Genomic DNA, 20831 nt, shown 5'->3' on the forward strand with positions numbered 1-20831 from the left:
CGGACGTTTGAGCACGGATCAGTCCGGCGCGGTTTGGGGGTGTCCCAACCACGCCGGATCTCCAAACGACGTTTTTTTTGATCTCGAACTACGCTTTCGAAAGTATCCAATACATTAGCTATATCGACCAATATTTTGAATTTACGCCATTTTTTTCATTAGAATCGTTGCGCGAAATACGTCGAAATTCGCGTGGCGATCACCACGTGAAGCACATCGCCTGCCGGATATTACGGTCAACACGATGAGGCAAACCCGTTGCAGGCAAAGCGATCTTGCGAAATGAATGATTTCAGGAAAAATCTTTCGGTTTGGAAATCATAATCGCAATAGTCTTTGCCGCACCGAGCCGCCAGCAAGGCTATCGTCGCGATGAGGACCGAGCCGGTCTTCGATCCTTGGCGGCCGACAGACAAAACGCTCGGGTCAAAACTTCAACGAAAGAGTGAAGCCCAATGGCAAACGATCGCAAACTGCATCTCGGCGCCTTCATGCGGCCCGTCAGTCTTCACACGGGTGCGTGGCGTTATCCCGGATCTTTCCCGGACGCGAACTTCAATTTCGGCCATCTGGCGCGATTTGCGCAACAGCTTGAAGCCGCGAAATTCGATGCATTTTTCATGGCCGATCATCTGGCGGTGCTGAACATGCCGACGGAAGCTCTGCGCCGCAGCCATACCGTCACGTCTTTCGAACCCTTCACCCTGCTTTCGGCGCTCGCCGCCGTCACCTCCCGCATCGGGCTGGTTGCCACCGCCTCCACCACATTCGATGAGCCCTACCACGTAGCCCGGCGTTTCGCCTCACTCGATCACCTCAGCAATGGTCGCGCCGGCTGGAACATCGTCACCACGGCAAATCCGGATGCGGCGCTTAATTTCGGCCGGGACGAACAGCCTGACCATACGGAGCGTTATGGAAGAGCGCGGGAATTTTACGACGTCGTCACCGGGCTGTGGGATTCCTTTTCCGATGGTGCCTTTCTCCGGGATGTCGATAGCGGGTTGTTCTTCGACCCTGAAAAAATGCATGTGCTCAATCACAAGGGACCGGAATTTTCCGTGCGCGGTCCGCTCAATATAGCGCGTCCGGTGCAGGGCTGGCCCGTCATCGTTCAGGCCGGGGCTTCAGAGCCGGGGCGCCAGCTTGCAGCCGAAACTGCCGAGGTCGTTTTTACGGCAACACCCACACTTGCGGCGGGAAAAGCGTTCTACAAGGACGTCAAGGACAGGACCGTTGCGGCAGGCCGTTCCCGCGACGGCATTGTCATCCTGCCGGGCGCTTTCGTTCTGGTCGGCGATAGCGTGGAAGAAGCCAAGGCCAAACGCGCCAGGCTCGACAGCCTCGTCCATTATGAAAGCGCGATAGCTTCGCTTTCGATTGCGCTCGGCCACGATGCTTCGAGTTTCGATCCCGATGGCCCCTTGCCTGACATTCCCGAAACCAATGCAAGCAAATCCAGCCGCGAGAGGGTCATCGAACTTGCAAGGAGCGAGGGACTGACGGTGCGCCAGCTGGCGCAGCGGCTGGGTGGCTATGGGGGTCTCGCATTTGTCGGCACGGCAAAAACCATCGCCGACGAGATGGAACGATGGCTATACGAAGAGGGGTCGGATGGCTTCAATGTCACCTTCCCGTTCCTGCCTGCCGGACTTGACGATTTCACCACCCTGCTTGTGCCGGAACTGCAAAGACGCGGCCTGTTCCGAAAGGACTATGAGGGAACGACATTGCGCGATCATCTCGGCTTGCAACGTCCGGCCAATCGGTTTTTCCCTGAATAACGCGCCGTCGCGCCGATCCGGCCAGCGGTAGGGAGATTTTCCACGCCCGCCCGGAAGTTTGGCATGAGGTTCCAGAAGGCTGGATTGACCTCATAAACGCTGGCCCATACCTTTTAAATACACAAATTACATAAATTAGGTGCACTATTATGAAGGCTGAACATTCTCGCCGCCAGATCCTGAAACTCAGCATTGCCGGGGCTCTCGCAGCACCCTTTGCCACGGGCAGCGCGCTGGCCCAGAGCTCACAGGAGTTTCCCGCTGAGCTGAAGCTGGATTGGGGATTTTACTCCTCACACACGCTGTTGATAAAGAACAAGGGCTGGCTTGAGGAAGCGTTCAAGGATGTCGGCACCAAGATCACCTGGGTACAATCCCGTGGAAGCAACAATTCGCTCGAATTCCTGAAGGTCGGCTCGACGGATTTTGCCGGTTCGGCAGCACTTTCCGCGTTTCTGGCCCGCGCCAACGGCGTGCCGCTGAAGGTGATCTATGTGGCAAGCTGGGGCGGTTCTTCCATCATACAGGTTCGCCCGGATTCGCCTGTCAAGACCGTCGCCGATCTCAAGGGCAAAACCATTGCGGTCACCAAGGGTACCGCGCCCTATTTCACTCTCCTGCGCGCCCTTGCCCAAAACAAGCTGTCGATCGATGACCTCAAGGTCGTGAATCTCCAGCATCCGGAAGGCTTCAATGCGCTTCAGCAGGGACAGGTTGATGCGTGGGTCGGCATCGATCCGCATACCTCTCAGGCAGAACTTGCCGGTGACAGGGCGATTTTCGATGAGCGTAGCTGGCGCGACGGCAGCGTCTTCAGCGTTTCCGAGGAGTTTCTGGCGAAATACCCGAAAGCGGTCGAACGCCTCCTCGGCGTCTGGGTCGAGACACAAAGATGGATCCGTGAAAACAACGGCGAATTCATCGATTTCGTCACGAAGGTCACCGGCAACGATCCCCAGATCACCAAGCTGACGATAGAAAAGCGCGACTGGAAGGATCCTGTTCCGGGCGAGGAACTGCTGAACTCGATCCGTATCGTGACCCCGTTGCTCGGCGACGATGTGCTGCGTCCTGGTGTCAATGTCGACAACGTCCTTTCGTCGCTGATCGATCCGGCACCGGCAAAAAAGGCGCTGGGAGCATGAATTCCCATCCGCGCGAATTTCAGCGCGTGAACCAGACTGCGAAACAACTCCCTTCCCGACTGCCGTTCGTGCAAAGAGTGGGGAATTTCCTTGGGCGGTTCGACCTGCGCGGCGCGATCGTGCCGGTCGGCTCATTGTTGCTGCTGGAATTCTTTGTGCGCGTGGGCTGGGTAAGCCCCTATGTGCTGCCGCCGCCCTCCGAGCTTTATGACACGTTTTTAAGGCTCGCCGAGGGTCCTTTGTGGACGAATGTAGCGGCCAGTACCGCCCGCGTCTTCGTCGGCTTCGTCATTGGCTCCCTTCTTGCAATCGTCGTCGGTTCGCTGGTCGGGCTGGTCGTTGCCGCCGAGCGTTATCTTGAGCCGACGTTTCAGGCGCTACGCGCGGTTCCGAGCCTCGCCTGGGTGCCGCTGCTGATGATCTGGTTCGGCATTGGCGAAACCTCGAAAATCGTGCTGATCGCCAAAAGCGCGTTTTTCCCTGTTTATCTCAACCTCTTCTCCGGCATCAGGAATGTCGACCGCAAGCTGGTGGAAGTGGGCGAGATGTATCGCCAGCCGCTGCCGGTGCTGGTTTGGCGGATTTTCATTCCCGCTTCTTTGCCACATCTGTTCACCGGTCTGCGTTACGGCCTGTCGCTGGCCTGGCTGAGCGTTGTCGCAGCGGAACTTCTGGCGGCTTCCGAGGGCATCGGCTACATGCTTTCCGATGGGCGGGAACTCTCCCGACCCGATCTGGTGATGATAGCGATTATCTGCCTTGCCGTCCTCGGCAAGATTTCCGACAGCCTCTTCAAGATAGTCGAGGAACGTTGCCTCAGATGGCGCGACACTTATCCCCTTCATCAAGGAGGGCGCCTGCGATGAGTTTGCTCAATGTCGATGTTCGCGAAAAAGCCTTCGGAGACACGGTTGTCCTTCAGGATATTCACCTAACGCTCGGCGATGGTGAAGCGGCGGTTCTTCTCGGGCCAAGTGGGTGCGGGAAAAGCACCTTACTGCGCATCGCCGCCGGCCTCGACCGGCATTTCTCAGGCGCTGTGAAGGTTCAGCAGGCAAAGGAAGTTCAGGCATCGGACTCACCGCCCATTGCCTTTGTCTTTCAGGAACCCCGCCTGATGCCATGGCTGACAGTTGCCGAAAACATCGGTTATGCGGCCGGCAAGAAATATGATGTCGAGCGGGTAGAAGGACTGATCAACGATGTGGGCTTGAGCGGCCATGGCAGCGCGTTACCGAAAGCCCTTTCAGGCGGCATGGCGCAGCGTGTCGCCATAGCAAGAGCGCTCTATACCCGGCCGCGCATCTTGCTGCTCGACGAACCCTTCAGCGCGGTCGATGCTTTCACGCGGATGAAATTGCAGGACCTTGTCCTGAAACTCGTCGAACAGCGCGGCATTTCCTTCCTGCTCGTCACCCACGATATTGACGAGGCGCTTTATCTCGGTGACCGCATTTACATGATGGGTGCCCATGACGGCCGTATCCAGCAGCGGATAGAAGTGGACGAGCCGCGCCCGCGCGACAGAAGGTCGCCGCAACTCGCCACCCTCAAGAACGAGGTGCTGACTGCCCTGCACAACGCCCACGTCATCTGACCGGCACCGGCATCTTTCGCCGCCCTCACCCCTTCACGCCGGACGAAATCATGATGGCTTCCGTCACGCGCCGCTGGAAGATGACGTAGGCGACGATGACCGGCAGCGCCGCCAGCATGGCAATCGCCATCAGGCGTGCATAAACGATGCCGAAGGTGTCGTTGACCTGCGTGATGCCGACGGGGATCGTCATCATGTTTTCGGACGTGATCACGAGGAAAGGCCAGAAGAAGGCGTTCCACACCGTAATGAAGGTCACGATCGCCATGGCGGTCGTAATGCCCCAGTTCAGCGGCAGAAACACCTTGAACAGGATCGTGTATTCGCCGCCGCCATCCAGAACCACCGCCTCCCGCATCTCCTTGGGCACGCTGTCGAAGAACTGCTTGTAGACGATGATGACGATTGGCGTGATCAGCTGCGGCAGGATGATGCCCGCCCAGGTATTGATGAGGTTGAGGTTCTTCATCAGGATGAACTGTGTCACGACAAGCGTCTGCGCCGGCACCATGAAACTTGCGAGCACGATGCCATAGAGCAGTCGCCGTCCCGGAAAGCGTATCTGCGACAGCGCATAGGCGCATAACATCGAAATGATGAGCACAGAGACCGTGACGATCGCGGCGGTGCCGATGGAGTTCACATACCAGGTCAACAGCCGCGTATTGAAGATGGCGTTCACATAGGCACCAAGCTGGAACTCATCCGGCAGTAGCGACGTGTTGCCCGCAACATTCTCGTCCGAGCGCAACGACGTCACAAACCCCCAGTAAAGCGGGAAAATCCATACCAGTGCTGCCGAAAATGTCAGCAGCGTCAGGACGACGTTCTCTAGTCTTTTGGTCAGGCTCATGAATTCCTCCGGATGCGCAGCAACTGGAACTGGAGAACGGATACGATGACGATCAACAGGAAGAGCACGGTCGCCACGGCCGATGCATAACCGCCATTGTTCATCTGGAAGGCCTCCCGGTAGACCTTAAGGAGAAGCACGAAACTGGAATTGAAGGGTCCGCCGCCGCTCAAGAGGTAGATCTGGTCGAATATCTTCAGTTGCAGGATCAATTGCAGCGTCAGGATCAGCGCGGTGACCGGCCACAGAAGCGGCCATGTGACGCGCCGGAACTTTTGCCATGTCGTTGCGCCATCAAGGGCTGCGGCCTCATAAAGCTCGGTCGGAATGTTTCGCAACCCGGCAATGAAGAGCAGCACGTTAAAACCGTTCGTCCACCAGATCGTGACGACGGCGACCATCGGCATGACCCAATTGGGGTTCTTGAAAACCGCGACGGGTTTGCCCGCCAGCAACGAAATGACCGGTTGGAGAATGCCGAACTGCAGATCGAGCATCCAAGCCCAGATTTCGGTGACGACCGAAACCGGCAGGACATAAGGCAGGAAAAACAGGCTCATGGCGATTGTCTGCTTGATGCCGGACAATCGGCTGACCGCAAGCGCAATCAACAGGGCGATGACCGTTGTTGGCACCACCGTCAGCAGCACGAAATAGCCGTTATTCTTGAGTGAGGTGACGAACAGGCGGTCGCTCAACAATTTTATGTAGTTCTGCAGGCCGACCCAGTTGCCGTCGCCGATCAGCGGCGCATCCGTGAAGCTGATGCGTATCATCTCGATCAGGGGGTAAAGAAAGAACGTGGCAAAGACCACGATGAATGGCGTCACCATCGACAGTGCGATCAGCGACTTCTTGCGCCGGTTTTCAATCATAGCCATGGAATGCCTCCGGGACCTCCCGCATTGCACGCTGCCCTCCGGCTGACAGCCAGAGGGCAGTCACGGATTACTTGAGCTTGCCCTGAAGCTCGGACTTGATCTGCTCGACCGCATCCGCGCCGCTCATGTAGCCCTGGATGGCCGGAGCGATGATATTAAGCGCCGCATCGTAAGCGGGTGAGGCAACTCCGGTAATCGTGGTCTTCGGATCGAACACTGCCGCCTCAGCCAGCGAGGCATATGTGGCATTCGGCTGCATCGCCTTGTATTCGCTGCTTTCGGTGATCGATTTATAGGCCGGAATATGCCCCGCATCGGCCCAGCTGATGGCGTGTTTTTCCATCCAGCCAATAACCGTCATGACAGCGGCGCGTTTCTCGCCGGAAACGGTCTTGTCACCCTGGTTGGGGATCGCAAAGGCGTGCGAATCCGCCCAGGTGGCGCGCTTGCCCATGAAAGGCGGAACTTCCACAGCGCTCCATTTGAAGCCGAGCTTGCCGTTCTTTTCCAGATCCTTGTAGGTCGGCACTTCCCAGACGCCATTAAGCTGGAAGGCGGATTTGCCAGCGGAGAAGAGAGCAACAGACGCCGGATATTCCGCCTGCTCGGGCGCCCATCCGTTTTCCCGCCATTTCGACATAGTATCGATCGCTTTGGCAGCCTTTTCGGCATTGTCGCCGGCAAGCACCTCGTTATTGCTAACCAGCTCGCCGCCCTGTTGCGAGAACAGTGTATAAAAGACGCGCCAGACACCGGCTTCGCCACCCGACTGATAGGTGACCGGCGTCTGAACGCCCTTGTCCTTCGCCCAGGCCAGCGCCTTTTCGAAATCCTCCATCGTCTTGATACCGGTCAACTTACCCTCGGCATCGAGATAGGGAGACCCTTTCAGAAGGTCGGCGTTGTAATACAGAATGAGGGCATGGATATCGAACGGCACCGCATAAAGCTTGCCGTCATGGGTTGCTGCCTCGACGGGTGCGCTGAAGAAGTCGCTGGTCTTCAACCCGGCATCATCAAGGTCTTTTGTGGTAATTTCGCTCAATACTTTTTCATCAAGGCCGAGCGGCGCGCGCGACAGGTGATAGGTCATGACATCGGGTCCCTCACCCACGGCGGACGCCGTGCGCACCTTGGTATAGAACGGAACGCCCCATTCGAGCGTCGTTCCCTTGATCTGAATGTCAGGATGTTCCTTGTTGAAGGCAGCAATCCGCGCTTTCATACGCACGCCGTCGCCGCCCGACAGGAAGTCCCACCAGACGATATCCTGCTTCGCCAGTGCCGGCAGGGCGCTCAGGCCCAGAACCGTACCAACAAGCAATGTCTTGATCAGTCGCATCGTTCACTCCTCCCGTTTGTTGGAAACACCCCGTTCAAGGGGCGGTCTGCTGCTGCATCGAAAGGCGCCTCCTCGCGCCTATCGCAACCTTTTGCCGTCGCTGCCGAAAACCATGATGTGATCGGGCGAAGCGCTCAGTGAGGCGGACCGGCCATCCAGCCGCTCGCGCGAGCCCTGCCGCTGCACGACAAGTTCTTTCCCGGCACGCGTTCGGGTATAGAGATAGGAAAGGTCGCCAAGCTCCTCCGCTACCTCGACATTAACCGGCAAAGCACCCTCTTGCGTGATCACCAGATGCTCGGGCCTTATGCCGATTTCGACCCGCTGACCGGAGGAAACCGGATGCGAAAGCCGGGCTTCGAGGTGCTTTTCACCACCTTCAGGCGTAAGCGTCACGATACCGTCCCGCTGCCCGACGATGTCGGCGGCAAGGAAATTCATCGCGGGCGATCCGATGAAGCCAGCGACGAAACGATTGTCCGGATCGTCGTAAAGGGTGAGCGGTGCGCCGGCCTGTTGCACGATGCCGCCCTTCAGCACGAAAATCTTGTCCGCAAGCGTCATGGCCTCCACCTGGTCATGCGTGACGTAAATCATCGTGGCGCCGAGCTTGCGGTGAAGCCGGGTCAGTTCCAGCCGCATCTGCACGCGCAGTTCCGCATCCAGGTTCGACAGGGGTTCATCGAAGAGGAACACCTTCGGCTGTCGCACGATCGCGCGGCCGATGGCAACGCGCTGCCTCTGGCCGCCGGAAAGCTGCGATGGCTTTTTGTGCAGATTGTCCTCGAGCTGGAGGATGCGGGCAGCTTCCCCCACCCTCTCATTCACCTCCGCTTTCGGCCGGCGGGCGAGACGCAAGCTGAAAGCCATGTTCTCGAACACCGTCAGATGCGGGTAAAGCGCATAATTCTGGAAGACCATGGCAACGCCGCGATCCGCCGGCTCGACAGCGGTGACGTCGCGCTCGTCGATCGCGATGTGACCGCCGCTGGTTTCCTCAAGACCGGCGATCATGCGCAACAGGGTGGATTTTCCGCAACCGGATGGCCCCACGAAAACCGCGAAGCTGCCCGTCGGAATCTCCATCGAAACGTCCCGGATGGCTGCAAAGGAGCCGAAGGACTTGGCGATATTGCTGAGACGGACACCCATCACCGCCTCACTGAACCTTCACGCGCAGAACATGATAGGACAGCGCCGGCACGGAGCCTTTGAGCGTCCCATCCTCGACACCAATGCCGCTGCCCGGCACCGGCACGACGCGGTCAGGTTGATCCGGACCGTTGCCGATCCTCAGATCATATCCCGCCATAGAAAGATGCAGGCTGAGTGACACAGGCGAAAAGCCGGTGAGACCGACATTGAGCTCTGCTGCTTCGGTCAGATGACGATTGAGGACAAACAGCGTCACAATGCCCTCTTCCTCATCGAACACGCCGGCGACATCGAGATATTTGACGTCATCGGCCGCGTTGCAGTCGTAGGTCGGGCAATCGACGGCAATGTTCAGTGCAACGCCGCGACCATAAAGCGAGGCGAACTGATAGGGATAATAGATGGTCTGGCGCCATGCCGGTCCGTTCTTTTCAGCGCGGATGGGGGCGATGACATTGACGAGCTGGGCAATGCAGGCGATGCGCACCCTGTCCGAGCGACGGATGAACTCGTTGAGCAACCCGGCCACGAAGAGAGCATCCTCGAAATTGTAGGTCTCCTCCAGAAGTGCAGGCGCTTCCGGCCAGTCCCAGCTCTTGATGCGTTTACCGTCGTCTTCGCGGATATGGTACCAGACATTCCACTCGTCGAAGCAGATGGAGACATCGTTCTTGGCGCGCTTCTTGGCTTTCACGTAATCGATGACACCGGCGATAGTCTGAATGTAACGCCCGGTTTCTTCGATCTTGCCGAAGTAATTCAGCGTATCGCGGCTGTTATTGCCGAAATATTTATGCAGCGAGATGTGGTCCACATTCTCGTAGCATTCTTCCAGCACCTCGCGCTCCCATTCGGGATAGGTCGGCATGCCGTCGTTGGAACTTCCGCAGACGATTGCCTCGATGGTAGGGTCGAAACCCTTGAAGGCTTTCGCGGTCTCGTTTGCCAGCCGGCCATACTCTACCGCCGTCTTGTGGCCAATCTGCCAGGGGCCGTCCATCTCGTTGCCGAGGCACCACATCTTCACGCCATGCGGTTTTTCGGCGCCGTGGCTGCGGCGAAGATCGCTAAGCTCGGTCCCGCCGGGGAAATTCACGTATTCGAGAAAGTTGCGGGCATCATCCAGACCACGGGAACCGAGATTGACGGCGAGCATCATCTCGATGCCGGCCATCGACGCCCAGTCTGCAAACTCGTTGACGCCGATCTGGTTGGTTTCCTTGGAGCGCCACGCAAGATCAAGCCGCACGGGTCGCTTATCGCGGGGGCCGATGCCGTCTTCCCAACGATAGGCCGAAACGAAGTTGCCGCCGGGATAACGGATCGCCGGGATTTTCAGATCCTGCACGAATTTCAGCACATCCTTGCGAAAGCCGTTTTCATCCGCCTGCGGATGGCCGGGCTCGTAAATCCCGCCATAGATCGCCCGCCCCATATGTTCGATGAAGGCGGAATATAGGCGATCGTCGATACGCCCAATCCGGAAGTCCCGGTGGACTGAAACCCGCGCTTTCATAGGCTCTCCTCCCATGCGCATTTATATCTTAAAATATGATATAAACCATATTTCATAATATAGTTGCCAAGGGAAGCCGCGCCTGTCAACCGCGAAAATCATACTTTATGAAATTGGCCCGATCAGTCTACGGTACGCAGACGCAATACGATGTCCTGATCGTAATTCCCAAAACCCCGGCCGAAGATATTGAGCCCGCCCGGATGCTTTGCATCCGCCTTTACCTCGATCCGCAGACGGATTGAGCGGTGGCTGGACAGATCTATATCCGCAAGCGTCACATCGGATATGCGCGTACCGTCGACATAGGTTCCCTGGGCGGTAATGCGCCAGGTTTTGAGCATTCCATACTGCGAGCCGGACAGTTTCCACCAGTCGGGCGTAAACGTACCCCGCTTATCGCCGAAATCGCCGGGCGAGGTCCAGACCCCGATTTCCTTGCCGTTGACGGAGAGGGTAATGTCGGACGGCCAGTTGCTGTGCGTTCCCGGCACCTCAGAACTGACCTCCATCGAAAACTCGACTTCCTCGACGTTTCGGCCCTGAATCTTGGCATTATTGGGGAATTGATACTCGACATGACCCGATGTGAACCACAAAAGTGCAGTCTTCATGCGGTCCGGATCCATGAAGGTATCAGGGACATCCAGAAGTCCGATAATGCCCTCCGGCGAACAGATGCCGCAAGGCGCGGTCACCGAACTCTGCGTATAGAGGCCGAGCGGCATGGCGACGGCAATGTAGTTGGATACAGCTGGCGTCTCGGGGCTTCGAAACGAAACGATGAGCTCGTCGCAGGTCGCAAAACAGATTTTCTGGCTGCCTTTGCGCGCCTTGCGCGTTTCGGTTCGCAGCAGCCCCGCCTCTTCAAGAACGGTCACACCGGCCGACACGGTGGACTGGGGAAGGTCCAGCCTCTGCGCGATCTCGTTGACATTGAGACCGTTGGCCTCGTGCAGCAGCTTCAATATCTGCACACGAATCAGCGACGCCGCCGCCTTCAAAACATCGAATTCTTTTTCAGCGTCAATAAGTAGGAAATTGGGAGCCATTGTCTAATCTTCAGATTTAGCGATCTAGATCAGAATTTCTGGCTTAAATATTTTATGCTGTCCAGCATTGTTTGTCGTGTCGATATATTCAAAGTCAGACACGCAAGGAATGATTGCGAATGGAGGCAGCGCAGGCGGTTTCGATACCGCATGCGCTACCTCTTTTTCCTTACCCGCGCTTGCGCAACGTGCGGGTGCCGGTATCGACAAGATTCTGCGCTGCCTCATCCACAGTGGCGCGGCCAAAGGCGAGTGAGTCGGCAATAGGACGCATCACCCCACGGTCGAACTCATTGGCGCCGATGGGGGCAGGCTCCGGATAGGTATCGAGCTTGCCGGATAGGCTCTCGATGTAGTCCACCGTCTTGCGTTCGGTCTCGTTGAGGCTTGGCAACACAGCTTCGCGCACTTTCTTCGCCGGCGGAACGCCGCGTTCGACGCCGAGAACCTTGCCCGCTTCCAGATCGTTGACGAAGAAGTTGATGAACTTCGCCGCTGCTTCCGGAGTGGTGGAGGTGGACGAAATGCACCAGATAAGCCCAGGCCGGTAATAATGCCCGGTCGGTTTTCCCGCCCCCTCGCCCGGAAGCATGCCGATCGACAGCGTCTTCTTGTTGAGCGCCTGGTAACCGACAAGCTGGTTGGAATAGGCAAAGCCGATTGCGGAATTGCCAAGGGTCAGCGCGTTGGATTCGATGGTATTGTCATCGCGCGTCTGGATATCGGCAGAAACGCAAAGCTTGTTCTCGCGCAGATCCTCCCAATAGGCGAACCATTCCTTGGCATCTTCCTTGTTGAAACCGATGGTGCTGTCCTGGAACAGGAGCTTGCCGCGCTGGCGCAGCCAGACATCGAAGACGTAGTGATAACGGGCGCCATAGGGCACCGCCCAATAATTGCGGCGCGCCGGAGCGTTCTTCTTGAAATCGCGCGCCAGTTCCGCCAGCGCCTTCCAGGTGATCTGCTCCTTCGACACGGAGACGCCGGCCTCCTTCAGCGTCTCTGCATCATACATCATGCAGAACGAATTCAGCCCGAGACCGACGCCGTAAAGCTTGCCGTCGATGCGGCAAAGATCGACTTCGCTTTTGCCGAAATTGGAAAGATCAAGCGACGAGCCGACAAACTGGTCAAGTTCCATGCAGGCGCCACGGCCGGAATAATCGGCAATGGTGGAAGGCTCGAGCTGAAAGATATCGGCGACGTTACGTCCCGCCATGGACGTCGCAAGCTTGGTCCAATAGTCGGAACCGGCGATCATCTCGCCGCTGATTACCGTTTGTGGATCGGCCTTCTGGTAGAGGGCGATCACATCATTGGTGCGCTTGTTGCGGTCAGCCGAACCCCACCATACGCAACGAAGCCGGGTTTCGGCCGCCATCGCGCGGAAACCGCCCGCCGCCGCGCCAAGACCTGCCAGTGCCGCCGTCACCAAAAATCCACGTCTATCGATAGTTTGCATCTGCTCCTCCCGCGTTTTGCAAATTTCTCATTCATCACTTAAATTCTTGCAAATTTTCATTATTTGCAATATTTGCATCATAATAGAATTTTTTGCAAGCGCAGGAGACGACATGAACGATACGCCCGACATCAGCCGCCCGCGCCAGTCGGATATCGCCCAGCGTGCAGGGGTTTCCATCAGCACCGTCTCACGGGTTCTCGCCGGGGAAAAAGGCATCAGCGCATCGATCCAGACCAAGGTTCTGGGCGTGGCGGCGGAACTTGGTTATCCGCTGCGGCCAGTCACGAGCCAGACCGGCGGCATCTCGCTGGAGGGCAAGAAAATCCTCGCCCTTATGTCCGCCGAACGAGCGACCGGCGATATCGGCGCCTTTTATCACGATATTTTCGACATGCTGCGCAGCCTTGCCCAGACAGAGGGTTTCGAACTTGATATCCGGCTGCTGCACCAGAGGCAGATCGACGACGCCCTTACACAGCGGGTCTGCGAGGTCGATGGCCTTCTCGCCATTGGTCTTGACCCCGAAGAGGAGATCATCCACCGCATCACGCAGGGTGTGCTGCAACCGGTTCTCGTCAATAGCGCCGACCCCTCGATGATGCTGGATTGTGTCTCACCCTCCAATTTTTACGGCGGGGCGATGGCGGCGCGGCGGCTGCTGGAACTTGGACACCGCAAGGTCGCCTATATCGGTCCGCAACACCGTCACACAATAAGAGAACGCATGCGGGGCTTTCGGCAGGTTATCATCGAGGAAGAGGGTGCCACCTATGAGGAGTTTCTGCTTTCGACGGCGGATAGCGGCTTCGGGCAGGCCGGTGATGCGGTTCGTCAGCTGCTGGCCAGAAACCCCGATCTGACTGGTATATTCTGCATGAACGATGCGATCGCGCTCGGCGCGCTGGGAGCAGCACAAGAGCTTGGCCTCGGTGTAGCGGACGATCTTTCCATAATCGGCTTCGACGACCTGCCCTTCGCCGAACTTTCCACTCCCCGGCTCAGCACAATCCGGGTAGACCGCCGCGAGATCGCCCGTGAGGCAGTGGAGCTGATGCGCCGCCGGCTGTCCGAACCATCGGCCAATGCCCGGCAGGTTCAGCTGGGTGTACAGCTTGTGGAAGGACAGACCGCCGGTCAGGCAAAAAAGAAGGCAAAGGCGGTGCGCGATGCATGATCCAGCAAACCATGATCCAATGACCCGCTTCAATCCGCTTTACGGCAATCCACTCAAGACCCGCGCCGACGTCAGGCGGGCATTGGACGACAGTTTCGCACCGCTGCTTCCCTATTTCTCAGAGAGCGGCGCAAGAGTGACGCTAAGCGGCACCGCCGCGCATTTCGACCGGGCAGCGGCCGATCTGGAAGGATTTGCGCGACCACTCTGGGGCATCGCGCCGCTTGCGCTCAGCGGCGATGCCTTCGCCCATTGGCCGCTTCTGGCCAGAGGCATCGCCAATGGCACCGATCCCGCCCACGCCGATTACTGGGGCGATGTGCGGCAGAAGGATCAGCGGCTGGTGGAACTGGCCGCCCTCGGCTTTGCGCTTCGGCTTGCGCCGCAACATCTGTGGGAACCCTTGTCCGAAGCGCAAAAGGCGAATGTGCGCCATTATCTTCTGGCGGCGCGCGAGCGCATCTATGCCGACAATAACTGGAAGTTTTTCCGGGTGATGGTCGATGCGGCGCTCGATCATCTCGGTATCGAATTCGACCGGAGCCTCACCGAAACATATCTGAAAGAGCTGGACGGATTTTACATCGCCGAAGGCTGGTATCGCGACGGCAACTATCGCCGCATCGACCACTACATCGCCTTCGCCATGCATTTTTACGGGCTGATCTACGCGAAAATCAGCAAACCGGATGATGCATATGCCGAACGTTACCGGGAACGTGCCCGCCTGTTTGCCGGGGATTTCGCAAGCTGGTTCGATGAGGATGGTGGCGCGCTGGCCTTTGGCCGCTCCATGACCTACCGTTTCGCCTGCGGCGGCTTCTGGGGTGCCCTCGCCTTCGCGGATGAGGAAGCGATGCCCTGGGGCGAGATCAAGGGGCTTTATCTGAAACATCTGCGCTGGTGGGCGGGAAAGCCGATTGCCGACCGCGACGGCGTGCTTTCCATCGGTTACGCCTATCCGCAGCTGACCATGTCGGAAAGCTATAATTCGGCGGGTTCGCCCTATTGGGCCTTCAAGGCCTTCCTGCCGCTCGCCTTGCCGGAAAGCCACCCCTTCTGGCAGGCGGAGGAAAAGCTGCCAGACACATCCACAAAACCACGGCCGCTCGTTCATCCCGGCATGGTGATGATGCGCAGTAGGGGCAACGTCACGGCGCTGACGAGTGGGCAGGAAAACCTTTCCATGCGTGGCGGGCCGGAGAAATATGCCAAATTCGCCTATTCCTCGCGTTACGCTTTCGGCGTGGAAGTGGACGAGCGCGGTTTCAAGACCAATGGTTTCGACAATATGCTGGCCTTTTCCGAAGATGGCCGCCACTACCGGGTACGAGAAACCAACCGCACCGTGCTCTTGGCTGGCACTAATCTTCGAGCGACTTGGAACCCATTCCCCGATGTCGAGGTCGAAACGACGCTGGTTGCCGCCGGAGAGTGGCATATCCGGTTGCACCGGATTACATCTGCCCGGCCACTTTCGGTCGTCGAAGGCGGCTTTGCGATAAACCGCAACGATGGCGACCGCGATGCAGTGACCGAAGACAGCGGCCGGGCAACGGTCGATTGCGGCACCGACATATCCGCCATCATCGATCTCGGCTCCAGCACATCCCGCCAGGGCGTGGCGTTGAAGGCGCTACCCAATACCAACCTCATCAATGCCAAAACCACGGTGCCGCAATTGCGGGGCGACATTCCAGCGGGCAAAACCCTGCTTTCCTGCGCCGTCTTTGTGGGACTGGCGGGACCTGAAAGCGAGACAGCTTTGACAACAGTTCCCGCACTTCCGGACATGGAGGCGCTTGACCGCCTGTTTGTTGAGTGCGGTGTTCCAGTAAGCAGCATGGCAGCGGCGGGAGAACCGCAATGATGAGCCCGCTTCCGCGTCTCAGCCTTGCCATGGACCCGGAGCGGACGCAGCATGTGCTGACGCCACAGGCGCTTGAAAAGCTGTCGCAGAGCGTCGACATCCTCGACACGCGGCCGATCTGCGATTTTCACGACCCAGCTGTGACAGCCCAGTTGGAGAGGACAGATATTCTTTTGACTGGCTGGGGTTGCCCCGAGATCGACATGCGGGAACTGGCAATGATGCCGAACCTTCGATTGATTTCGCATGCCGCCGGGACGGTGAAATACTTCCTGTCCCAGGCGGTTTTCGAACGAAACGTCACGGTGTGCAGCGCGGCCGAGGCAAATGCGCAGCCGGTCGCGGAGTTTACGCTGGCAATGATCCTGCTTTCTGGCAAGCGTACCTTCGGTTTCCGGCGCATCTACGGAGAGGATCGCGCGCGGCGAAACGTCGACCGCCTGCAGTCGCAGGTCATCGGCAATCTCGGCCTGACCGTCGGCATTGTCGGGGCGTCACGCATCGGGCGTCGGGTCATCAATCTGCTGCAGCCCTTCGATCTCGATCTCATCCTTTTCGACCCGTTTTTAAGCGCGGTGGAGGCACAAAAGCTCGGTGTGCGTCTCGTATCGCTCCGTGAGCTTATGGCGGTAAGTGACGTCATTTCCCTGCACGCGCCATCCCTGCCGCAAACCCGGCACATGATCGGCGCCGATGCGCTTGCCCTGATGAAGGACGGAGCGACCTTGATCAACACGGCCCGCGGCGCGCTGGTGGACGAAGACGCCCTGCTGGCGGAACTGAAAACCGGACGCATAGAGGCCGTCATCGACGTGACCGATCCGGAAGTTCCGCCACCGGGGTCACCCTTTTACAGCCTGCCGAACGTGTTCCTGACGCCGCATATCGCCGGCGCCGTCGGCCTCGAACGCGCCCGGCTCGGCGACATGGCGATTGCCGAGATCGAACGCTTCTGCCGCGCAGAACCATTGCAACAACAGGTACGTCCGGAACATCTGGAACTGATCGCATGAGAATTTTCGAGCCGGGCCTCTGCTCTGTCACCTTCAGGTCCGTGACGCCGCAGGCCGTGATTGACCTTGCCGTCGCAAATGGCATCAAGGCGATAGAATGGGGTGCCGATATCCATGTGCCACCTGGCGACCTCGAAAATGCAAGGGATGTGGCGGCGCATACGGTGAAAGCCGGTCTTACCGTTTCGTCGTACGGATCCTACATTTTCGCACCGGATTTTGCGGCAGAAGATGTGACCGCAGTTCTCGAAACCGCGAAAGCGCTCGGCACCGGCCATATCCGCATCTGGCCCGGCAGCCGCAAACGCCCATCCGTGGATTATTCACCAGGGGAACGCCGTGCGGCGACCGACGCATTGGCGGCACTTGCCCGGCGGGCGGACGACTACGGAATGACAATCGGCCTCGAATATCACCCCAATTCGCTGACCGACACGCTGCCTTCGGCCTTGCAACTCATGCAGGATTTGCCGATGCCCAACCTCTTCTTTTACTGGCAGCCAGCCCCAGGTCTACCGCTGGATGACGCCCTTGCGGAAATATCCGCGCTCGGCTTGCGCATCTGCCACCTGCACGTCTTCGCGTGGCTCACCGATGCCAGCCGCCTGCCGCTCGGCGAGCGCGCGGACTATTGGCGGGCTTGCGTTGATGCTTTGCCAGTAAGCGACTGGGCTAAACCAGCTTATGCGATGCTGGAGTTTGTCAAAGGTGACAATGTCGGCCAGTTCTCGGAAGATGCGGCGGTGCTGAGCGAGATTCTCGCCGGTTCTTAGAACCGCTTGTTTTTTATCGAAAACCGACGAGGCGAACTAAAATTCGCTATCCATCACAACCGCCCACTGCCCTCATCCCTGTACCTCCCACAGGGATCCAGCCAGCCCAAGTCTTTGGGCTGAATGATTTCCTTCGCCGCGCAGACGCGTCGGCTGGATTCCTATGACAAGCACAGGAATAAGGGAAGGTCTGCTCCTCCCCCATCCGGTTTTTCCTCTTATATCCGCCGCCCATCCGCCCCGAACAGATGCGTCTTCGCCAGATCAAACGCAAAGGGAATGGTCTCGCCGATGCGGATGTGGCGCTGGCCGTCCAGCAGCAGGGTGGCGGGCTGACCATCTGGGGTGCTGGTATAAACGACCGTGGAACCGCCGAGATGTTCAACGAGCTGGATGGACGCATCGCCAAGCGAGGCCGATTGCGCCTGCGGGTTTACGTGTTCGGGACGAATGCCGAAGGTGAGTGGCTCGCCGTCCTCAGCCGCGACCGGCTTTTCCAGCAGAATGCGCTGGCCGGCGACTTCGATGGTACGGTTGGAGCTGTCGCCTGAAGCCACTTTCGCGGAAAGGAAGTTCATCTTTGGCGAACCGATGAAACCCGCCACGAACTGATTGGCGGGATTGTTGTAGAGATCAAGCGGGCGGCCGACCTGCATGATGCGGCCGTCACGCAGGACCACGATCTTGTCGGCCATGGTCATAGCCTCCACCTGGTCATGCGTCACATAGATCATGGTGCTGCCGAGCGTCTGGTGCAGCTTGGCGATTTCGACACGCATCTGCACGCGCAGTTCCGCATCGAGGTTGGACAGGGGTTCATCGAACAGGAAGATTTTCGGCTCGCGGACGATCGCCCGACCGATGGCGACACGCTGGCGCTGGCCGCCAGAAAGCGCCTTCGGCTTGCGCTGTAACAACGGACCGATCTGCAGGATATCGGCAGCTTTCTGCACCCGCGCCTCGACTTCCGGTTTCTTGTAACCCGCCGTCTCCAGCCCGAAAGCGAGGTTCTTGTAAACGCTCATATGCGGATAGAGCGCATAGGACTGGAACACCATGGCGATGCCGCGCTTGGAAGCGGCTGTTTCGTTGACCCTTTCGCCATCGATGCGAAGATCACCCTCGGAGATTTCCTCCAGACCGGCGATCATACGCAAAAGCGTGGATTTGCCACAGCCCGAGGGCCCGACGAAAACGGTGAACTCGCCCGGCTCGATCTTGAGATCGATGCCGTGAACGACCGGAAAAGCGCCGAACCGCTTGACGATTTTTTCCAGAGTAATGCTGCTTGCCATGCTGTTTCTCCCGACCGTCGCGCTGCAGACAAGGCAGCCGCGACGGTGTTGATGTTCTGCAATTCGTTTTCGGTCCCGTTTCGTCCGTTCAGCGTTTCATTCCGGTGGTGGCGATGCCTTCAATCAGCAGCCGCTGGAAGAACAGGAAGAACAGGAAGACCGGTACCAGCGACAGGTTGGACATGGCGAAAAGCGACGTCCAATCCGAGCTGCCGGTGGAATCCACGAAGGATCTGAGGCCGAGCTGTACGGTGTAGGTGTTGATGTCGTTCAGATAGATCAACGGACCGAAGAAATCGTCCCAGGTCCAGATGAAGGAAAAGATCGCGGCTGTTGCCAGAACCGGCAGTGAGAGGGGCAGCATGATCTTCCAGTAGATGCGGAACGGCGAGCAACCGTCCATCACAGCTGCCTCATCCAGTTCACGCGGAATCCCCCGGAAGAACTGCACCATCAGGAAGATGAAGAAGGCGTCGGTTGCCAGATATTTCGGCACGATCAGCGGCAGCGACGTATTCACCCAGCCCATTTCCAGAAACAGGATATATTGCGGGATGAGCACCACGTGATAGGGCAGCATCAAGGTGCCGAGCATCAGCGCGAACCAGAAATTGCGCCCGCCGAACCGCAGGCGGGCGAAAGCGAAGGCGGCAAGTGAACAGCCAACGACGTTGCCGATGGTGGCGAGCACCGAGATGAAGAACGAGTTCCAGAAGAATTGCCCGAAACTGACCTGAAGCCCGGTCCAGCCGCGGATATAGCCTCCGAAATCGACCGACGAAGGAATGAGCGAGGAGGAACCGAACAGCTCGTCCTGCGGGCGGAACGAACCCGAAATCATCCACAGGATCGGATAAAGCATCGCAAAGGAGGCAAGGATCAGCGCCGCATGCAGCAAAACCGACATTAGCGGTGAGCGTTGCGGGCCTTGTCCCGGCCGGGGAGCGGTAACAGCGTCAGTCATCGTAATGCACCCAGTATTTCGCGCTGAGGAACGAGAAGGCCGTGAACAGCGCGATGATGATCACGAGAATCCAGGCAAGCGCCGAGGCATATCCCATGCGGAAGAAACCGAAGGCTTCCTGATAGAGATAGAGCGTGTAGAACAGCGTCGAGTTGATCGGCCCGCCCGTGCCTTCGGAAATGATGAAGGCGGGCGTGAAGGCCTTGAAGGCGTCGATCGTCTGGATCACGGCGTTGAAGAAGATAACCGGCGTCAACAGCGGCAGCGTAATGCGGAAGAACTGCCGCATCTTGCTCGCGCCGTCGATATCGGCGGCCTCGTACATATCCTGCGGGATTTGCCGGAGCCCTGCGAGGAAGATGATCATTGGCGAGCCGAACTGCCAGACGGACAGGATCACCAGCGTGTAGAGCGAGTAGTCCGGATTGGAAATCCAGCTTGGCCCCTCGTAACCGAAAACCTGCCACAGGACCATATTGACGAGGCCATCGGACGCGAAAAGCTGCCGCCATAGAACGGCGATCGCCACGCTGGAACCGAGCAGCGACGGCAGATAGAAGATCGCCCGGTAAAGCGTGAGCCCCTTTATGCCGCGATTGAAGGCGAGCGCCACCAGCAGCGCAAAGATCAGCTTCAACGGTACCGAAAGCAGCACATAGGTAAAGGTGACCTGCATGGCGGCGGCGAATTTAGGGTCGGCAGTGGCGATGCGCACATAATTGGCCGCCCCCACCCAGTCCGGGGATTGAAGCAGGTCATAATTGGTGAAGGACAGATAAAGCGACACCAGCGCAGGCCCGAGGGTGAGACCGAAGAAACCGATCAGCCACGGCAGGAGAAACAGGTATGCGTGAACGTTGCGGTCCAAAAGCCGCTTCACGCCTGCCCGCTTCGGGAGAGCCGCGCTACGGCTCTCCTCCACAAGAGTTTCAGATCGAAAGGCCATCTGCCA

The 20831-nt window shown here is 58.3% G+C and carries 18 protein-coding genes; 8 read left to right on the plus strand and 10 right to left on the minus strand.

What is annotated here, in order from left to right:
• Positions 1 to 455: 455 nt before the first annotated feature.
• The 4 genes from CRP02_RS04185 to CRP02_RS04200 all read left to right on the plus strand — a co-directional run bounded on the left by CRP02_RS04185 (position 456) and on the right by CRP02_RS04200 (position 4526).
• Positions 456 to 1784, plus strand: a complete 1329-nt coding sequence (locus CRP02_RS04185) for an LLM class flavin-dependent oxidoreductase (protein ID WP_097170363.1) — start codon at positions 456 to 458, stop codon at positions 1782 to 1784.
• A gap of 149 nt (positions 1785 to 1933) precedes the next feature.
• Positions 1934 to 2929, plus strand: a complete 996-nt coding sequence (locus tag CRP02_RS04190; protein WP_097170364.1) for an aliphatic sulfonate ABC transporter substrate-binding protein — start codon at positions 1934 to 1936, stop codon at positions 2927 to 2929.
• Positions 2926 to 3795: an ABC transporter permease gene (locus CRP02_RS04195; protein ID WP_097170365.1), complete on the plus strand. Its 870-nt coding sequence runs from the start codon at positions 2926 to 2928 to the stop codon at positions 3793 to 3795. Before CRP02_RS04190 ends, CRP02_RS04195 begins: the two co-directional genes overlap by 4 nt.
• Positions 3792 to 4526: an ABC transporter ATP-binding protein gene (locus CRP02_RS04200; RefSeq protein ID WP_013761384.1), complete on the plus strand. Its 735-nt coding sequence runs from the start codon at positions 3792 to 3794 to the stop codon at positions 4524 to 4526. The genes CRP02_RS04195 and CRP02_RS04200 overlap by 4 nt, the downstream gene beginning before the upstream one ends.
• 25 nt (positions 4527 to 4551) lie before the next feature.
• On the opposite strand, the gene CRP02_RS04205 is transcribed toward CRP02_RS04200, so the two are convergent.
• The 7 genes from CRP02_RS04205 to CRP02_RS04235 all read right to left on the minus strand — a co-directional run bounded on the left by CRP02_RS04205 (position 4552) and on the right by CRP02_RS04235 (position 12787).
• Positions 4552 to 5379 (minus strand): carbohydrate ABC transporter permease, encoded by an 828-nt coding sequence (locus CRP02_RS04205; protein WP_003517833.1) that lies wholly within the window; start codon positions 5377 to 5379, stop codon positions 4552 to 4554.
• Complete coding sequence (locus CRP02_RS04210; RefSeq protein WP_003517835.1) at positions 5376 to 6260, minus strand: carbohydrate ABC transporter permease; 885 nt, start codon at positions 6258 to 6260, stop codon at positions 5376 to 5378. Before CRP02_RS04210 ends, CRP02_RS04205 begins: the two co-directional genes overlap by 4 nt.
• 67 nt (positions 6261 to 6327) lie before the next feature.
• Positions 6328 to 7602, minus strand: a complete 1275-nt coding sequence (locus tag CRP02_RS04215) for an extracellular solute-binding protein (protein ID WP_097170366.1) — start codon at positions 7600 to 7602, stop codon at positions 6328 to 6330.
• A 78-nt stretch (positions 7603 to 7680) separates the two neighbouring features.
• Positions 7681 to 8754 carry an ABC transporter ATP-binding protein gene (locus tag CRP02_RS04220; protein WP_097170367.1) on the minus strand — a complete coding sequence of 358 codons (1074 nt, stop codon included), beginning with the start codon at positions 8752 to 8754 and terminating at the stop codon, positions 7681 to 7683.
• Positions 8755 to 8761: 7 nt separating this feature from the next.
• On the minus strand, positions 8762 to 10273 hold the full coding sequence (locus CRP02_RS04225) for an alpha-N-arabinofuranosidase (protein WP_097170368.1): 1512 nt from the start codon (positions 10271 to 10273) through the stop codon (positions 8762 to 8764).
• A 122-nt stretch (positions 10274 to 10395) separates the two neighbouring features.
• Positions 10396 to 11325, minus strand: a complete 930-nt coding sequence (locus CRP02_RS04230) for an ArsR/SmtB family transcription factor (RefSeq protein WP_097170369.1) — start codon at positions 11323 to 11325, stop codon at positions 10396 to 10398.
• 169 nt (positions 11326 to 11494) lie between these two features.
• Positions 11495 to 12787 carry an ABC transporter substrate-binding protein gene (locus CRP02_RS04235; RefSeq protein ID WP_097170370.1) on the minus strand — a complete coding sequence of 431 codons (1293 nt, stop codon included), beginning with the start codon at positions 12785 to 12787 and terminating at the stop codon, positions 11495 to 11497.
• A gap of 112 nt (positions 12788 to 12899) precedes the next feature.
• Here CRP02_RS04235 and CRP02_RS04240 point away from each other — a divergent pair, with 112 nt between their 5' ends.
• Genes CRP02_RS04240 through CRP02_RS04255 form a run of 4 tightly spaced genes read left to right on the plus strand, consistent with a single transcriptional unit; the run spans position 12900 to position 17620 of the window.
• Positions 12900 to 13964 carry a LacI family DNA-binding transcriptional regulator gene (locus tag CRP02_RS04240; protein ID WP_097170371.1) on the plus strand — a complete coding sequence of 355 codons (1065 nt, stop codon included), beginning with the start codon at positions 12900 to 12902 and terminating at the stop codon, positions 13962 to 13964.
• Entirely contained in the window at positions 13957 to 15834 is a 1878-nt protein-coding gene (locus CRP02_RS04245; RefSeq protein WP_097170372.1) for a DUF2264 domain-containing protein, read from the plus strand. The genes CRP02_RS04240 and CRP02_RS04245 overlap by 8 nt, the downstream gene beginning before the upstream one ends.
• The gene (locus CRP02_RS04250; protein ID WP_097170373.1) at positions 15831 to 16847 is read left to right on the plus strand and encodes a hydroxyacid dehydrogenase; all 1017 of its coding nucleotides are present in this window, start codon (positions 15831 to 15833) and stop codon (positions 16845 to 16847) included. The genes CRP02_RS04245 and CRP02_RS04250 overlap by 4 nt, the downstream gene beginning before the upstream one ends.
• Positions 16844 to 17620 (plus strand): sugar phosphate isomerase/epimerase family protein, encoded by a 777-nt coding sequence (locus tag CRP02_RS04255; RefSeq protein ID WP_097170374.1) that lies wholly within the window; start codon positions 16844 to 16846, stop codon positions 17618 to 17620. The genes CRP02_RS04250 and CRP02_RS04255 overlap by 4 nt, the downstream gene beginning before the upstream one ends.
• A 218-nt stretch (positions 17621 to 17838) precedes the next feature.
• On the opposite strand, the gene CRP02_RS04265 is transcribed toward CRP02_RS04255, so the two are convergent.
• From CRP02_RS04265 to CRP02_RS04275, 3 genes are all read right to left on the minus strand, one after another.
• Positions 17839 to 18915 (minus strand): ABC transporter ATP-binding protein, encoded by a 1077-nt coding sequence (locus tag CRP02_RS04265; RefSeq protein WP_097170375.1) that lies wholly within the window; start codon positions 18913 to 18915, stop codon positions 17839 to 17841.
• Between the two features lie 88 nt (positions 18916 to 19003).
• The gene (locus tag CRP02_RS04270; protein ID WP_013761392.1) at positions 19004 to 19879 is read right to left on the minus strand and encodes a carbohydrate ABC transporter permease; all 876 of its coding nucleotides are present in this window, start codon (positions 19877 to 19879) and stop codon (positions 19004 to 19006) included.
• Positions 19872 to 20825 (minus strand): carbohydrate ABC transporter permease, encoded by a 954-nt coding sequence (locus CRP02_RS04275; protein ID WP_174002656.1) that lies wholly within the window; start codon positions 20823 to 20825, stop codon positions 19872 to 19874. The genes CRP02_RS04270 and CRP02_RS04275 overlap by 8 nt, the downstream gene beginning before the upstream one ends.
• Between the last annotated feature and the right edge of the window lie 6 nt (positions 20826 to 20831).

Source organism: Rhizobium sp. AN5, assembly GCF_900215255.1.
Lineage (GTDB): Bacteria > Pseudomonadota > Alphaproteobacteria > Rhizobiales > Rhizobiaceae > Agrobacterium > Agrobacterium tumefaciens.

Coding starts and splice junctions, on each gene's coding strand:
- CRP02_RS04185 (WP_097170363.1), top strand. CDS start 456: ATGGCAAACGATCGCAAACTGCATCTCGGCGCCTTCATGCGGCCCGTC.
- CRP02_RS04190 (WP_097170364.1), top strand. CDS start 1,934: ATGAAGGCTGAACATTCTCGCCGCCAGATCCTGAAACTCAGCATTGCC.
- CRP02_RS04195 (WP_097170365.1), top strand. CDS start 2,926: ATGAATTCCCATCCGCGCGAATTTCAGCGCGTGAACCAGACTGCGAAA.
- CRP02_RS04200 (WP_013761384.1), top strand. CDS start 3,792: ATGAGTTTGCTCAATGTCGATGTTCGCGAAAAAGCCTTCGGAGACACG.
- CRP02_RS04205 (WP_003517833.1), bottom strand. CDS start 5,379: ATGAGCCTGACCAAAAGACTAGAGAACGTCGTCCTGACGCTGCTGACA.
- CRP02_RS04210 (WP_003517835.1), bottom strand. CDS start 6,260: ATGGCTATGATTGAAAACCGGCGCAAGAAGTCGCTGATCGCACTGTCG.
- CRP02_RS04215 (WP_097170366.1), bottom strand. CDS start 7,602: ATGCGACTGATCAAGACATTGCTTGTTGGTACGGTTCTGGGCCTGAGC.
- CRP02_RS04220 (WP_097170367.1), bottom strand. CDS start 8,754: ATGGGTGTCCGTCTCAGCAATATCGCCAAGTCCTTCGGCTCCTTTGCA.
- CRP02_RS04225 (WP_097170368.1), bottom strand. CDS start 10,273: ATGAAAGCGCGGGTTTCAGTCCACCGGGACTTCCGGATTGGGCGTATC.
- CRP02_RS04230 (WP_097170369.1), bottom strand. CDS start 11,325: ATGGCTCCCAATTTCCTACTTATTGACGCTGAAAAAGAATTCGATGTT.
- CRP02_RS04235 (WP_097170370.1), bottom strand. CDS start 12,787: ATGCAAACTATCGATAGACGTGGATTTTTGGTGACGGCGGCACTGGCA.
- CRP02_RS04240 (WP_097170371.1), top strand. CDS start 12,900: ATGAACGATACGCCCGACATCAGCCGCCCGCGCCAGTCGGATATCGCC.
- CRP02_RS04245 (WP_097170372.1), top strand. CDS start 13,957: ATGCATGATCCAGCAAACCATGATCCAATGACCCGCTTCAATCCGCTT.
- CRP02_RS04250 (WP_097170373.1), top strand. CDS start 15,831: ATGATGAGCCCGCTTCCGCGTCTCAGCCTTGCCATGGACCCGGAGCGG.
- CRP02_RS04255 (WP_097170374.1), top strand. CDS start 16,844: ATGAGAATTTTCGAGCCGGGCCTCTGCTCTGTCACCTTCAGGTCCGTG.
- CRP02_RS04265 (WP_097170375.1), bottom strand. CDS start 18,915: ATGGCAAGCAGCATTACTCTGGAAAAAATCGTCAAGCGGTTCGGCGCT.
- CRP02_RS04270 (WP_013761392.1), bottom strand. CDS start 19,879: ATGACTGACGCTGTTACCGCTCCCCGGCCGGGACAAGGCCCGCAACGC.
- CRP02_RS04275 (WP_174002656.1), bottom strand. CDS start 20,825: ATGGCCTTTCGATCTGAAACTCTTGTGGAGGAGAGCCGTAGCGCGGCT.